The organism is Leptospira barantonii (genome assembly GCF_002811925.1).
Lineage (GTDB): Bacteria > Spirochaetota > Leptospiria > Leptospirales > Leptospiraceae > Leptospira > Leptospira barantonii.
The window spans coordinates 145,170-160,356 of sequence record NZ_NPDS01000002.1; the positions used below are offsets into that span (position 1 = coordinate 145,170).

A 15,187-nucleotide genomic window follows, 5' to 3' on the forward strand; every position below is an offset into this window, starting at 1 on the left:
TTGTTCTTGAAAAACAAATCGCAATCTGTTTTATATATTGATCCTGGATTTTGTAGGGGAGCCGTCGGGTAAACAATCATGGCATCATTTGATAATAGACAATATCTCGAATCCTTAGAAGCGGATAAGATCACGGAATCCCAGAAAGAATATCTGACTTTCAACGTGGAAGAGGAGATTTTCGGAATCGATATTCTGAAAATTCACGAAATTCTAAAACCGGTTCCCATCACAAGAATTCCGAACGGAGACGATTATATTTTAGGAGTGATTAATCTCAGAGGTGAGATCATTCCGATATTAGATCTAAAGCAGGTTTTCGGAATCGGCTACAGCGATATTATTCCTTCCACAAGAATTATCGTAGTCGTTCACGACGAAAAACGCGCCGGGATTCTCGTGGATACTGTGAAACAAGTCGTAAAAATTCAATTAGACAAAATCAGTAAGGCCACCGACGATCTCACTCTCAATTACAGTTCTTTAATAGAATCTGTCAGCCAGGCGGAGGAAACTTTGATACTTAACTTAAATTTATCCGTCCTGATCAACTTCGAACAGGAGGCAATCTAATGGCTGGAATTCTCGGAGAATACACGGAACTCTTTCTCGAAGAATCGGAAGATCAAATCGAGGAACTCAACGCCAACCTTCTTCGGTTGGAAGCGGATCATAAGAATCTTTCGATCATCAACGATATATTTCGCGCGGCTCACTCCTTAAAAAGTTCCGCGGCTTTCGTAGGTTTATACAATCTTTCCGATCTCAACCATAAAATGGAGAATCTTCTTCAGTTGACTCGGGACGGAAAACTCGAAGTTAAACTTCCGCTCGTCAATCTTCTGTTTCAATGTTTTGATCTTATTAAATACGTTATCCGAAACGTCGCCGAAGGAAAAAAAATCGACACTCCGTTTACGGAGATGATTCAAAAACTGGACGCGTATGAAAAAGATCCTTCTTCTTTTTCGGGAGTTGCGGGCGCTTCGGCACAAGCCGCTCCAAGCACAACTGCGCCTTCCGCTCCTGCGCCCAAACCGGTAGAAACATCGAGTTCGGCTCCGGCTTCCGCACCCGCTGTAGCTTCTGCAAAATCCGTTTCCAACAACGGATTGGAAATTCGTCTCGAAACGGAAGAAGCTCGGGAACTCGAAGAAGAAATTAAAAAGTCCGGCAAGTGCTGGAAGATTTCGGTGACGCTCGGAAAAGATTCTCCGATGAAAGGTCTTCGTTTTTCTTTGATTCTCCAGAACTTAAAGAACCTCGGCGTTGTTTACAAATCCGTTCCCGATTTGGAAGAATTGGAAAAGGGCGTCGACGTGACGTCCATCGCGTTGTTGTTTCTTTCCTCCGAATCCTTCGACCAAATCCGCACGGCGGCTAACGTCGATATGGTGGAATCCCTCGACGTTCAGGAATACGTTCCGATCATTCAGGAAGAAGTTGCGGCGAGCGCGGGCTTTAAGATGGACGACGACATGGCCGCTTCCGAGTCCAGAGTCACATTAAAAAGTATTAAAGTATCTTCCGATAAACTCGATCAACTTATGAACAACGTGGGCGAGCTTATCATCACGAATTCGGGCTTTCAAAGAATCTACGACGACTTGGTTCGTATCTTCGGAGAGGATCAACTTTTCAACGATCTCAAATCCAGAATCGATTTGATCAATCGAATCTCCAAAGAACTTCAATCCGGCATCATGAACATTCGTATGGTTCAGATTTCCACGGTGTTTAGAAGATTCTCCAGACTTGTGAGAGATCTTTCTTTGGAAACCGGTAAAAAAGTGAACTTGATTCTCAGCGGAGAATCGACCGAACTCGATAAAAAAGTCATCGATGCTCTCGGCGAACCGCTTCTTCATTTACTCCGTAACTCCGTCGATCACGGTATCGAAACTCCGGCCGAACGCGTTGCCGCGGGTAAATCCGAAACCGGAACCGTGGAACTCAATTCTTACCAAGGTGGAAGCAACATCATGGTGGAGATTCGAGACGACGGTCGCGGTTTGGACGCGGAAAAAATTCTTCGCAAGGCGATCGAAAAGGGACTCGTAAACGCAACCGAAGCTTCGAATCTCACGGAACAGGAAATTTTTCAATTCATCTTTCAAGCCGGATTTTCCACCGCAGAAACGATCACCGATATTTCAGGCCGCGGCGTGGGTATGAACGTAGTGAACAATCTGATTCAGGAATTCAAAGGAAAGATTCTCATCAACAGCACGAAAGGTCAGGGAACTTCGTTCGTTCTTTCCTTTCCTCAGGCGCTCGCGATCATTCCTTCGATTCTCGTTCTTATGGAGGAAGAGGTTTACGCCTTTCCTCTTTCCGAGGTCAACGAAACGATCAAGATCCACAACGATCAGATCACAACTCTCGAAGGAAACGAAATCATCAATCTCAGAGGAGAGGTTCTTCCGATCTACAGACTCAACCGAATCATCGGTCTTCAGGACAAAACAGACAGGGAAGAATTTCCGGTCGTTATCGTTCAATACAAGGGTCGCAAGATCGGATTTATGGTCGATGAACTCGTGGGCAAACACGAGACGGTCATCAAGTCTCTCGAAAAGAATTTCAAAAACATCCACGGTCTTACCGGAGCTTCCATCATGGGAGACGGAACCATCATTATGGTTTTGGATATTCCCGGAATCGTGGAGATCGCTTCCGAACTCGAGGACGCGGAAACCGTGGTCCATCACCATTTGGAAACGATGCGGAGAATCAGTTCGATTCATTCCGCGGAAAGAGAGGAAGAACTCTATATTCAAAAAACGACGAATCCTACGAACGTCTACAATCACAAACTACACGACATCACGAACCGCGAACGTCTGAAAAAGAAAAAGACCGAACGCGCTCGAGAGATGAAACGTATCGTCGTGGACAAAGAGGAAGTGATCCGCGAAGAAAAAGAATTGGCCGCGGCTCTCAGCGTGGAAATGAAAGCTCCGCAAGAAAGACAACTTCCTTCTTCTGCGGACGTTTCCATTCCGGACGCTCCGCAAACGACCGCGCCTCCGACCGTAACTTCTTATTCGGATACTCCTTCCTCACCTCGTAAACCTTTCGTTTCCAAATCCGAGGAAGAATATCGTTCGCATATCACGGACATCGCACTCGATCAAAGCGCGAGCGCGGACGAACAAAAACGCGCGAAGGCGATCATCGACAGCTTCTTATCTCAAAAGAAAGAAAGAACGATGTCCGTCGGTCCGGCCAAGGATTTCAAAGGCGCGCTCTCCAAGGAAGAAATCAAAAAACTGGAAAACGTGGTCAATACCGGTATGATGAATGCGGGTATGGTTCTTTCCCAACTTTTGAAAAAGAACATCGATCTTTTTATTCCTGAAATCATCATGAACGATCGGGACGGTCTCGCGGAAGAGATTCGTTTTTCGGACGATCATTTTTACGGTTTGAGAATCCGTATGAACGGAGACTTAAACGGAAATCTTCTGATGATGTTCTCCAGAGAAAACGCGGGGAATCTTGCAAGAGAACTTCTCGGTTCCGCATTACCTTCGGGCGCCGGTCTGAACGACGACGCCAAATCGATGTTAAGCGAGATTTCCAACATCGTTTGTTCTTCGGTAATGAACTCCATATCGAATAAGGCGAAGGCCAGCGTTATGCCTTCCGTTCCCGAGTTTTTAGAGGGAACGTTCATGCAGGTCCTGGACGTGGTAAAACCGGAGAGAACCAAGTTCTTAAGTATGCTTACAGAATTCAATCACGAGGGGAACGACCTTTTAGGAGTGCTTTTATTCCTTCCGGACTTTGACGAACTGATCGAGTTGATTCCGAGGTTTTAATCCAGATGGTTCCAAGTCCGGTTCGCGCCGTCATTGTCGATGATTCTCTTTTAGTCAGAAATATCATCTCAGATCAGATTCAAAAGGATTCCAAAATTCTCGTAGTCGCCACGGGTAAAACCGGCGTCGATTGTATCGAGCTCGCTCAAAAATTGAATCCGGACGTGATCATTCTCGACGTGGAAATGCCCGTGATGGACGGTTTGACCGCGCTTCACGAAATTCAAAAAAAGAAGTTGGGCATTCCGGTTATCATGCTTTCCGTTCTGACTCAGAACGGAGCCGAAGCGACCTTTAAAGCCTTGGAATACGGAGCCATCGACTTTGTTCCCAAACCTTCTAGCGCGTTTCAATTCGATCCAGAAGAAATCGGAAACATTTTAAAAACGAAAATTCTCGCGTACTTCGAAAGCCGCATTCAAGTTCCCTCCAATGTCGCATTAAAAAAAGTCCCGATCCCTTCGGTTCCTGCCGGAGGAGTACACGCAAAAAAGTCGCCCGTTCACGCGATCTGCATCGGTACTTCCACAGGCGGACCTCGGGCCTTGCAGGAAGTTTTTTCGAGAGTTCCCGCGGACATTTCCCTGCCGATTTTCGTAGTTCAACATATGCCCGCCGGTTTTACGAAGGCGTTTGCGATGAGACTCAACGATCATTCTAAAATTAAAGTTAAGGAAGCGGAGGACGGCGAGCCGATAGAACCAAATACGGGCTACGTTGCTCCGGGAGACGCGCATCTTTCCATTCAATCTCGTGGTGGGAGGAAATGGATTGCCCTGAACAGGGAAGCTCCCGTAAATGGACACAGACCTTCCATTGAAGTTCTCCTAAACAGCGCGATTGAAGAATATAAAAGCGGGATTGTCGGCGTAATCATGACCGGCATGGGAAAGGACGGCTCGGCGGCCATGGTAAAAGTCAGGGAAGCCGGCGGTTCCACGATCGCGCAGGACGAACAAACTTCCGTAATTTATGGAATGAACCGTCAGGCTGTTGAAATGGGAGGCGTCGAATATATCGAGCCTATTACTGAAATCATCAATAGGATCCAAATCATTTTGAAAGAGAGAGGAATTTAATATGGCCAGAATTCTCGTTGTGGATGATGCCAAATTCATGAGAACCATGGTAAAAGACGCGCTTACGCAAACCGGTCATGAGATCGTAGGCGAAGCTGAAAACGGGAATATTGCAGTGGAGCAGTATAAGTCTTTGAAGCCCGATCTGGTCACGATGGACATTACCATGCGTGAAAAAGACGGGATCGAAGCCGCTCAGGAAATATTCAAGTTGGATGCGAAAGCGAGAATCATCATGGTTACCGCTCTTGGTCAGGAAGACCTTTTGGCAAAAGCGATCAAGATGGGAGTCAAAGACTTCGTCGTAAAACCGTTTTCTCCGGAAAGACTCCAGCAGGCGGCGGATAAAGCTCTTAACTCATAAGGCAGATGTCTTTGAATGGAGAATGAAGAATCCGGTAAGTCCTTTGTAGTTCAATGGAACAATTCAGAGGGAGGTTTGACCGAAGGACCTCTTTCAGTCCTCTGGAATTTGATTGAAAGTTATAAAGTGGACATCTTTGATGTTTCTCTCTCTCGCATCACCCGTGATTTTTTAAGTTTCCTGCGGATTTCAGAGACTCTTTCCTTAGAACTCAGCGCCGAATACGCCTTGATGGCGGCCAATCTTATCTATCTCAAATCCAAGGCCTTGTTGCCGGATCCGGGTTTTGAAGAAGAAGACTACGAGCCGCCCCTTCCTCCCGAACTTGTAGAAAAACTTTTAGAACATAAAAAATTCCAGCTTACCGCCAAACGGCTTTCCGATATCGATCAAACCCAGGCCGGAGTTTTCAGAAGGGAATCCAACGTCACCTTAGAGGAAGAAGACAACTGGCTCGACGTTTCTCTTCTCGATTTGATTTCGGCATTCAACGAAATTCTCGAATCCAAAGCGGACGACGCGGAGATTCCCGCCTTACTCACCACACCTCACCGATTCACGGTGGAAGAGAAAATGGAAAAAATTCTTTCTTCCCTCCGAGAAAAAAAGGAAGTCTCTTTTCCGGATTTATTCGAGAAGGAAGTTCCTGAAAAGGCAGAAATCGTTGCCACTTTTCTGGCATTGCTGGAACTAAGTAAGCAGAGGATTCTCCGGGCTAAACAACATAAGCTTTTCGGGGAAATCCGTTTATTTCTGATCGAGGAACAGTGGAACGGGACAGGACAAAACTCAAGGGATTGATCGAGGCTTTACTATTCGTTTCCGGCGAACCTCTGAAATTGGCGAGCATCGCTAAGTCCGCAGAGATGGAAAAGACGGAAGCCAGAGAAATCCTAGACGAACTCGTTTTAGACTACTCCGAAAAAAACGGCGGTTTTCTTTTGAAGGAAATCAGCGGCGCGTATCAATTCGTGACCAACGAAGGGTATTCCGAAATTCTCGGGAACATCTTCAAGGAAAAAAGAAGAGAACAACTTTCCAAGTCCAGTCTCGACACTCTTGCAATCATCGCATACAAACAACCCATCACCTTACCGGAGATAGACGAGATCCGAGGCGTTTCTTCGAGGGCGATGGTGACCTCTCTGATTTCGAAAAAACTGATCAAACCGATCGGAAACAAGGAAGTTCCCGGAAGACCCGCGCTTTACGGGACCACGAAAGAATTCTTGATTCATTTCGGTTTGAATAAACTATCGGATCTTCCGGCTCCCGTGGAAGTAAAAGAGCTAAAATTCGAAAACCTGGACGATTTACTCGAAAATGAGTGACTTGGATCAACAACTAAAAACATACCGAGATCAGATCGATTCCCTGGATCAGGAAATCGTAAAGGCGATCCAAGCCCGTACCGAATTCGTATCGAAGATCGGAGAAATCAAACGGGAAAGAAACGAACCAGTCTTTCGTCCCGATCGTGAAAAAGAAGTTTATGAAAAGATAAAGTCTTTGAGCGGAGGACCGCTTCCCGATAAGGTTCTCATTGCGATCTACCGTGAAATCATGTCCGGTTCCATCTCCGTTGAAAAGGGATTGGAAATCGGTTATCTCGGACCTGCGGGTTCTTTTTCCAACCAAGCGGTTCGTACTCGTTTCGGAGCTTCGATCCAAGCTCTGGAATTCAATTCCATTCCAGACGTGTTTCGCGCGGTCGAAACCGATAAGATAGACTACGGGGTTGTTCCGGTGGAAAACTCGAGCGAAGGTCTTGTGAATTCCACACTCGATCAGTTTTTGGTCTCCGATCTTCTCATCTATTCCGAACATTACTTAAGAATCAGCATCAGCCTTCTCGGATTCGAACACGATCTTTCCAAAATCAAAACCTTATACGGAATCAAGATCGCAAACTCTCAGTGTAAAAACTGGTTGGCCGCAAATCTTCCTCACGTAGAGATCGTGGAAACTTCTTCCACGGCAAAGGCCGCGCAGATCGTTGCGGAAAAAAAAGAAGGATGCGCGGCGATCGCGTCTTCCATCGCGGCTGAAATTTACGGACTCAGTTTAATCCGAGAATCGATCGAAGACCTCGCGGACAACACGACTCGCTTTTTGATCATCGGAAAAAATCAATGTCCTCCCACCGGGAACGATAAAACCTCCGTCGTCTTCTCTTGTCCCGATAAACCCGGTGCGTTGTATCGGGTATTAAAACCTTTCTTCGATCATCAATTGAATCTTACCAAGATAGAATCCAGACCTACGAGAAGAAATTCCTGGGAATATAACTTCTTCATCGATTTCAACGGTCATCAAAAGGACGAATCCATCCAAAAGGTTCTTTCCAGTCTGAAAGAAAACACGATCTTTTTAAGAGTCCTCGGTTCCTATCCGATGTCTCCTCAAAGCCTGTGAAATCAGAATTTTCTAATATTCTCATATACGGTCTCGGACTGATGGGCGCCTCTTTGTCTCTTGCTCTCAAAAAAAAAGGAATCGATTCCCGAGTCACCGGAGTCGTAAGTTCGACCAAAAGTAAGACAAAGGGAGAATCCCTTAAGTCGGCGGACGAAATTCTTACCTCGGAAGAATTTCATTCCTCCAAGAATTGGAAAGATTACGATTTTATCATATTCGGAGTCCCAGTCGATCTCACAGTGAAACTGATCTCCGAACTTCCCTTGGATTACGAAGGTGTGTTCACCGATCTCGGTTCCACAAAAAAAGAAATCGTTCACGCGGTGGAAGCCCGTTTTCCGAACGCACACAATTATGTTTCTTCGCATCCCATGTGCGGTTCCGAGGAATCGGGATTAGAGTTCGCAAACGCTTCTTTATACGAAGGAAGGCTTTGTATTCTCACCTGTCCGAAAAACGCAAGACCCGAAGTAGGGAAGAGTTTGGATTCTTTCTGGAAAAAAATCGGAATGGAAACGATCGAAATTCCCGCGGATAAACACGATTCGATTCTTTCGTATCTATCACATTCTCCTCATATACTTTCCTCGATCATGGCGGACTGGGCGGCCAATCAAAAGATCGTAAAACAATACACGGATCTTTCTCCGATTCCGTTGAACGGGGGAGGGTTTCGCGATATGACTCGGATCGCGGGTTCCAATCCGAAGATGTGGTCCGCGATCTTCGCTTCCAACCAGGAGGAAATTTACAATTCCCTTTTGGACTACCGGGATCGCCTCGATATTATATTAGAAAAATTGAATCCAAAGAACACTCTGAATCACGAAGAATGGGAAGGTTTTATGGAAACCTCCCGAAGATCCAGGGATTATATTTTGAAGAACCAGGATGATTCCAAGAAACACTAAACTCAAGTCCAGGGAAATCACGGTCCCCGGAGACAAATCCCTTTCGCATCGTTCCGTTTTGTTTGCGGCTCTTTCCAAGGGTCGGTCCAAGGTCACCGGATTTCTCGAGGCCGAAGATCCTTTGAACACGATGTCCGCGTTTACAAAACTCGGATTAAAATCCCAAAAGATCAAACCGGGAGAATACGAATTCGAAAGTCCCGGAAAGGACGCACTTATTTCGCCTAACGTGGAATTGGATTTCGGAAACGCGGGTACGGGAATTCGTCTATCGGCGGGACTAATCTGCGGACTTCCGAACGTGAACGCGACTTTGACCGGAGACGATTCTTTGAAAAAACGTCCGATGGGAAGAATCATCAAACCTTTAACGGCCATGGGCGCTTCGATCGTAGGACTCGGAGAAAAAGAAACCGCCCCTCTGCAAATTTCGGGTAAGAAGTTAAACGGCTTTCGTTACGAAAGTCCGATCGCGAGCGCGCAGATCAAATCCTGTTTGATGCTCGCGGCCATCGCCTCCTCAACGGAATTGGAATATTCGGAAAACATACTATCCCGAGATCATACCGAAAACATGTTTCAATTTTTGGGAAACAGGATCGAACGGATTTCACCGTTGCATTTTAAGATCAAACCTCCTTATGTTTTGAACGGAGGAGAATTTAAGGTTCCCGGAGATATCTCTTCTGCGGCGTTCTTTTTGGTGCTCGGAGTTTTGGCAAAAGAAGGGAATCTTCTCATACAAAACATAGGACTCAATCCTGCGAGAACGGGAATTTTGACCGCTCTGGAACTGATGGGCGCGAAGATCGAAATTCTCAACCGAAGAATCGAATGCGGCGAACCCGTGGGCGATTTGAAAACATATCCCTCTGTATTAAAGAAAACGAATATTCCGGAATCGTTGATTCCTTCGATCATCGACGAGATTCCGATCCTTTCCGTGGCCGGTCTTTTTTCCGAAGGCGGTTTTGAGATCCGTCACGCCGAAGAACTTCGCGCAAAAGAATCGGATCGGATTCACACGATGGTTTCCAACTTCCGCGCGCTTGGAATCGAAGTTGAGGAATATCCGGACGGTTATGCGTTAGACGGAACCTCTAAGAAATCCGAGGAAGTATGGGGTGAACTTTCCAAAGGAAAGAAGATCTCCATTCTTTCCTATATGGATCATAGAATCGCGATGAGCTTTTTGATCCTAAAGGCGCTTTCCGGTTTCGATTTAGAAATCGACGAAACCTCCTGGATCGAAACTTCTTTTCCGGGTTTTGAAACCCTGCTTCAAGGATGTCTTTATGAATGAGAATGTGATCGCGCTCGACGGACCTGCGGGTTCGGGAAAAAGCACCGTCGCGAGACAAATCGCCGAAAAGATCGGTTTCAATTACTTGGATACGGGCGCATTCTATCGCGCGTTGACCCTTTTTCTATTTCGGAGATACCAAAAGGCGACTAACGCGGGAGAATTTCCGGATTGGGTCAAAACCTCCGATGCGAAAGATTCGATTTCCGGAGCTCACATTCTTTCCGAATTTTCGGCGGGAAATGAAAACAAAATTCTTCTGAACGGAGAGGACGTTTCTCTCGCGATCCGAACCCCGGAAATCACGAGAGAAATCAAACATATCGCGAACCAAAGAATTTACAGGGACTTCGTAAATAAGGAACTCCATTCTCTCGCGAAACTTTACAAATTGATTATGGACGGACGCGATATCGGAACCGAAGTTTTTCCGGACGCGAAGTTTAAATTCTATTTAACGGCCTCCTCCAAGGTGCGCGCTGAAAGAAGATTTTTACAACTGAAAGAGCAGGGGATTGCCGCCGATTCCGATGAGATCGAAAGAGAAATTATCCTTCGCGACAAATCGGATATGGAAAGGGAAATCGCGCCTCTTTATCAAGCAAAGGACGCATTCCTAATTGACACTGATATCCTCTCCAAAAATAGTGTAATTAGCAAGATCCTTGAGATTCTGGATCGATGATCCCCGAAATTTTCCAGACGGATCCTGAACTACCATTAGCCGAGTAACCTACGCCCCATGACAAACAAGGAAGAGAAGTCCACTTTTGCAGAAGTATTCAAACAGTGGGAACAATCAATACACGAAGAACCGGAACTCCGGAAAGATCAAGTCGTTGAAGGAAAGATCGTATCCGTCGACAACGACTACGTTTATGTGGCAATCGAAGGGCTCAAACAAGAAGGCCGTATCCCAAGAGGAGATTTCGACGAAACTCCGGAACGCGGCAATTATGTCTCCGCAATCGTAAAAAGAAAAGAATCCCAAGACTCGGGATGTATTCTCTCTAAAAAAGAAGCCGACCAAAGAAAAGGTTGGGAAATCGTTAAGGAAGCTTTCAAAAACAGCTACCAAGTAACGGGTCGTTTAGTAAACGAAATCAAAGGCAAAGGTTACATCGTAAACGTAGAAGGAGTAGATCTCTTTTTACCGGCTTCTCAACTCAGCTATAAATTCAAAGAAGGTGAAACCTTCAAAAGCAAGGAACTTGAGTTTAAGATCATCGAACTCAACGACCGCACTCGTTCCGGCGTGGTTTCCAGAAAGAAACTTTTGGACGAAGTGAACGAAGAAAAATGGGATGCTCTTCTTCTCAAACTCAAAGTAGGCGATAAGGTTAAATCCGTCGTCAGCAAGATTGCTTCTTTCGGAGTTTTCTGCGAAGTCGACGGAGTTACCGGTCTTCTTCGTCAGAGAGATATCTCTTACAAAAAATACGCTCCTTTTAAACAATATTTCCAAATCGGTCAAGAAGTGGAACTTGTAGTTCTCGAACTCGATAAGGAAAACAACAAACTCGCGTTAGGTTTAAAACAACTCTACGAAGATCCATGGGTTTGGGCGGAACGTTCTTTGGAAAAAGAAATGGTCATCCGCGGAACCGTTACTTCTTTAACGAAGTTCGGCGCGTTTGTGGAATTGAAAGAAGGTCTGGAAGGTTTGATTCATACTTCAGAACTTGCTTGGGCTAAAAAACCCCCACAACCGAAAGACATATTAAAAAAAGGTCAAGAAGTGGAAGCTCTGGTTTTGGACATCGATTTCAAAAACAGAAGACTTTCTCTCGGACTCAAACAACTCCAACCGAATCCTTGGGATCAGTTAAGCCCTGAAATCCGCAGAGGAAACGTTCTGGAAGGAGTGATTACCGGCATTACTAAATACGGCGCGTTTGTCGAAGTTGAAAACGGAATCGAAGGTTTGATTCATATCAGCGACATCACTTGGGACGAGAAGGCGAGCAATCCTACTTCTCAACTCAAAAAAGGCGACACCGTAAAATACATGATCCTCGACGTGAACTTGGACGCGCAGAGAATTTCCTGCGGTCTCAAACAACTTCTCGAGAATCCGTATGAAATTTTCCGCAACGAACATCCGATCGGAACCATCGTAGAAGGAAAGATCAAATCCATCAAAGAATTCGGTATCTTCGTAGAAGTTGCTCCCGGAATCGAGGGTCTTGTTCATATCTCCGAAGTTCCTAACGGAAGAGAAACGAACATCGCGGAAATTTACAAACCGGACGAGATCGTGAAAACCGCAGTCATCAAGATTGATGTGAAGAACAAGAAGATCTCCTTATCCATCAAGGATTTTGACAAGGCTCTCGAGAGAGAAGAAATGTCCAAGTATCTCAAGACTTCGGATGCTCCTTCTCGTGAAAGTTTGGGAAGTTTCTTAAACACTTCTCTCAGATAAGAATCCTCGAAACAAGGACTTGATATGAAACGGCACGAATCCGGTCAGTTGACGAAAGATGTTAAGGTTGATCCTTACGCGGACTTCCAAGGTAGCAAAGTTGAATTAGCTCTGATTAAATTCTTCAGAGCGATCGCTTCGCGCATTAAGGAAGTTTTGATCGGTGCGGGTGCGATTCTTGTGATCATTCTCGCTTTCGTAATCTACTTTCAATATCAAGATTCCCAGTTCGAAAAAGGAACGATCGCCCTCGAAGCTCTGGACAAAAAGTTCCGCGCCAATCCCGCAATCGATTTGAAAGAAAAGATCGCGGCTTACGAGGAAGTTTCCAAACAATATTCTTCCAAAAAATTGGATCTCAGGCTCGCAAAAATTCTTTCGGATTTATATTCCAGAAACGGAGAATTCCAAAAGGCCGCGGACAAATTGGAATGGGCCGGCAAAAAAATCGACGAGCCTACCGAAGTAAAAGCGTATTATTTCTATCTCGCGGGAAACCTTCGTGAAAGAGAAGGAAACCTCGCAGTTGCAGAAACCGACTTTGCAACTTCCGCAAATCTTCTCACAAACACAAGAGAAGCAAACGGATTCTTAGCGTGGAGTTTATACCAAACCGGAAGACTTCAAGCGCAGAACGGTAAAAAGGCGGAAGCGATCGAATCCTTAAAGAAGGTTCTCGATCAGGACATTAAAACCCCCGCTACGGATTACAACACCGTAAAACAATACGCGACGTTTCTCTTAGTCAAACTCAACCAGAAAGGCTGATGCTTACACTGGCTTTGCCTAAAGGAAGACTTGCCGAGGAGAGCATCGATCTGATGATCTCCAAGGGCTGGCTTTCCTCCAAACCGAATCCCGATTCCAAAGAACTCATCTACAACGATCCAAAGGGGAGAATTCGAATTCTTCTCGTGCGCTCCCAAGACGTTGCGACTTACGTGGAACAATGCGCTGCGGATGCCGGAATCAGCGGCTGGGACGTTCTCAAAGAAGGCGGTTACGATCTTGCAACCCCTCTCGATCTGAAGATCGGAAAGTGCAGACTTTCCTTGGCCGCGCCGGAAGGTTATACGTTGGAAGCGCGTCATCGTAAGATCCGAGTCGCGACCAAGTATCCGAACTTAGCCCGAGAATTCTTTTTTCACAAAGGATTGTCCTGCGAGATCTTCAAACTCTACGGAAGTATAGAATTGGCTCCGCTTGTCGGACTTTCGGACTGCATCGTGGATTTGGTTTCCACCGGCGGAACTCTGAAGGCGAACGGACTCAAGGAGCTGGACATAATTTTAGAATCCTCTGCGAGGCTCGTTTTCAACCGTTCTTCTCTCTACGGAAAAAGAAAGGAAGCCGTGGAATTCATGGATTCTCTTTCTAAAATATAGCCATTCTTCGCGTTTGAATGAAATAATGATTGAGGATTACCAGCCTCAAAAAAGTATAGTTGAATAACTTCAATTTCCCAAGAGGAAAGCAATGGCAGTTCCCAAAAGACGCAAATCGAAATCAAAAGTAAGGACAAAAAGGGCTCATCATGCCATCGGGAAACCGAATTTGGTTCCTTGTCCTAATTGTAATTCTTACAGACTTCCTCATAGAATCTGCCCAACCTGTGGATTCTACAAAACAGGAATCGTTTTAGAGCCGAAAGTTAAGAAGCCTAAAGAAGAAAATTAATACCTATGATGTGGGTCGCCGTCGATGTAATGAGCGGCGATTACGGGCCGGAAAAAATCATTGAAGGCGCCGTTAATGCCGTAAACCAGGATGGGGCTAATGTCGTCTTGGTCGGCAAAGAAGAAGAAATCGGGGAGATCCTCCTCAAATTCGATTACGACACAGCTAAAGTAAGAATCCAGCACGCATCGGAGATCATCGACATGAACGATTCTCCGTCGATCGCCGTGCGCACACTTCAAGACTCTTCCGTAGTTCAAGCCACACAACTCGTCGCGGATAAAACCTGCGTGGGAATGTTTTCGCCCGGAAACACGGGGGCTACCATGGCCTCCGCGCTTTTGTATTTGGGAAGAATTCCCGGAGTTCTTCGTCCTCCGATCGCGGCTCCGATTCCTCAGGAAAACGGACCTCCTATGCTCCTCGTAGATGCGGGTGCGAACGTGGATTGTAAGCCGGATTATCTGGCGCAGTTCGCGGTTATGGGAGAAATTTATTCTAAACTCATATTCAATATTTCTAATCCGAAAGTCGGGATTCTTTCCAACGGGGAAGAGGACAAGAAGGGAAACACGGTTTCTCTGAAGGCTTTCGATATGATCAAAAAACTTCCGATCAACTTCGTTGGAAACGTGGAAGGTCGGGACTTATACGGAAGCGGCAAGGACGTGGACGTAGTGGTCTGCGACGGTTTTATCGGGAATATCGTTTTGAAAGCGACCGAAGGGCTTTCAAAATCTATCTTCAACGTTTTACGGGAAAGTATCAAACAATCCAGTCTTGCACAAACAGGCGCTCTTTTACTCAAGCCGACCTTTGCGGCGATCAAAAAACGTCTCGATTACGCGGAATACGGCGGAGCCTTGTTGCTCGGCGTGGACGGAATCTGTCTGATCGGGCACGGATCGTCTAACGCGCTCGCGGTGCAAAGTGCGATCCGCGTCGTGAATATCTGCGCGGGACATCAGATCAACGATCGGATCGCGGCGGATCTAAAGAAATACAATATCTGAATTCGAATCGAATTATCTTCAAGCATTCCGCATTATAAAACGATTTCCTTATCCTCCTATAAAAGAAGATTTAAAACGTTTCTTTTCTACATTCATCCGTATGGAAGCCTTGTTAGGCGAGTTTTGGCGGCGCACAACGTTCCTCTTCTAATACGACATCGAAAGGCAAACGC

15 protein-coding genes are annotated in these 15,187 nt (G+C 45.8%); all 15 read left to right on the top strand.

Annotation, left to right across the window (positions count from 1 at the left end):
* Nucleotides 1–78 precede the first annotated feature (78 nt).
* The 15 genes from CH367_RS05375 to plsX all read left to right on the top strand — a co-directional run bounded on the left by CH367_RS05375 (nucleotide 79) and on the right by plsX (nucleotide 15,014).
* Nucleotides 79–573, top strand: a complete 495-nt coding sequence (locus CH367_RS05375; protein WP_100761478.1) for a chemotaxis protein CheW — start codon at nucleotides 79–81, stop codon at nucleotides 571–573.
* Nucleotides 573–3,824: a chemotaxis protein CheW gene (locus CH367_RS05380; RefSeq protein ID WP_100761479.1), complete on the top strand. Its 3,252-nt coding sequence runs from the start codon at nucleotides 573–575 to the stop codon at nucleotides 3,822–3,824. Before CH367_RS05375 ends, CH367_RS05380 begins: the two co-directional genes overlap by 1 nt.
* A 5-nt stretch (nucleotides 3,825–3,829) precedes the next feature.
* Nucleotides 3,830–4,903 carry a protein-glutamate methylesterase/protein-glutamine glutaminase gene (locus CH367_RS05385; RefSeq protein ID WP_100761480.1) on the top strand — a complete coding sequence of 358 codons (1,074 nt, stop codon included), beginning with the start codon at nucleotides 3,830–3,832 and terminating at the stop codon, nucleotides 4,901–4,903.
* 1 nt (nucleotide 4,904) lies between these two features.
* Entirely contained in the window at nucleotides 4,905–5,267 is a 363-nt protein-coding gene (locus CH367_RS05390) for a response regulator (RefSeq protein WP_004458304.1), read from the top strand.
* A gap of 15 nt (nucleotides 5,268–5,282) precedes the next feature.
* Nucleotides 5,283–6,068, top strand: coding sequence for a segregation and condensation protein A (locus tag CH367_RS05395; protein ID WP_100761481.1), 786 nt, complete (start codon nucleotides 5,283–5,285; stop codon nucleotides 6,066–6,068).
* On the top strand, nucleotides 6,035–6,598 hold the full coding sequence (gene scpB, locus CH367_RS05400; RefSeq protein ID WP_100761482.1) for an SMC-Scp complex subunit ScpB: 564 nt from the start codon (nucleotides 6,035–6,037) through the stop codon (nucleotides 6,596–6,598). Before CH367_RS05395 ends, scpB begins: the two co-directional genes overlap by 34 nt.
* On the top strand, nucleotides 6,591–7,682 hold the full coding sequence (gene pheA / locus CH367_RS05405; protein WP_100761483.1) for a prephenate dehydratase: 1,092 nt from the start codon (nucleotides 6,591–6,593) through the stop codon (nucleotides 7,680–7,682). The genes scpB and pheA overlap by 8 nt, the downstream gene beginning before the upstream one ends.
* Nucleotides 7,679–8,596 (top strand): prephenate dehydrogenase, encoded by a 918-nt coding sequence (locus CH367_RS05410; RefSeq protein ID WP_100761484.1) that lies wholly within the window; start codon nucleotides 7,679–7,681, stop codon nucleotides 8,594–8,596. The genes pheA and CH367_RS05410 overlap by 4 nt, the downstream gene beginning before the upstream one ends.
* The gene (gene aroA / locus CH367_RS05415) at nucleotides 8,577–9,899 is read left to right on the top strand and encodes a 3-phosphoshikimate 1-carboxyvinyltransferase (RefSeq protein ID WP_100761485.1); all 1,323 of its coding nucleotides are present in this window, start codon (nucleotides 8,577–8,579) and stop codon (nucleotides 9,897–9,899) included. The genes CH367_RS05410 and aroA overlap by 20 nt, the downstream gene beginning before the upstream one ends.
* A complete protein-coding gene (gene cmk, locus CH367_RS05420) occupies nucleotides 9,892–10,584 on the top strand; it encodes a (d)CMP kinase (RefSeq protein ID WP_100761486.1) in 693 nt (230 codons plus the stop codon). The genes aroA and cmk overlap by 8 nt, the downstream gene beginning before the upstream one ends.
* Before the next feature lie 57 nt (nucleotides 10,585–10,641).
* Nucleotides 10,642–12,324 carry a 30S ribosomal protein S1 gene (locus tag CH367_RS05425; protein ID WP_100761487.1) on the top strand — a complete coding sequence of 561 codons (1,683 nt, stop codon included), beginning with the start codon at nucleotides 10,642–10,644 and terminating at the stop codon, nucleotides 12,322–12,324.
* A 24-nt stretch (nucleotides 12,325–12,348) separates the two neighbouring features.
* The gene (locus CH367_RS05430) at nucleotides 12,349–13,092 is read left to right on the top strand and encodes a YfgM family protein (RefSeq protein ID WP_100761488.1); all 744 of its coding nucleotides are present in this window, start codon (nucleotides 12,349–12,351) and stop codon (nucleotides 13,090–13,092) included.
* Nucleotides 13,092–13,709, top strand: coding sequence for an ATP phosphoribosyltransferase (gene hisG, locus CH367_RS05435; protein WP_100761489.1), 618 nt, complete (start codon nucleotides 13,092–13,094; stop codon nucleotides 13,707–13,709). Before CH367_RS05430 ends, hisG begins: the two co-directional genes overlap by 1 nt.
* 91 nt (nucleotides 13,710–13,800) lie before the next feature.
* Nucleotides 13,801–14,001, top strand: coding sequence for a 50S ribosomal protein L32 (rpmF, locus tag CH367_RS05440; protein ID WP_000290471.1), 201 nt, complete (start codon nucleotides 13,801–13,803; stop codon nucleotides 13,999–14,001).
* Between the two features lie 5 nt (nucleotides 14,002–14,006).
* On the top strand, nucleotides 14,007–15,014 hold the full coding sequence (gene plsX / locus CH367_RS05445; RefSeq protein ID WP_100761490.1) for a phosphate acyltransferase PlsX: 1,008 nt from the start codon (nucleotides 14,007–14,009) through the stop codon (nucleotides 15,012–15,014).
* Nucleotides 15,015–15,187: the final 173 nt, after the last annotated feature.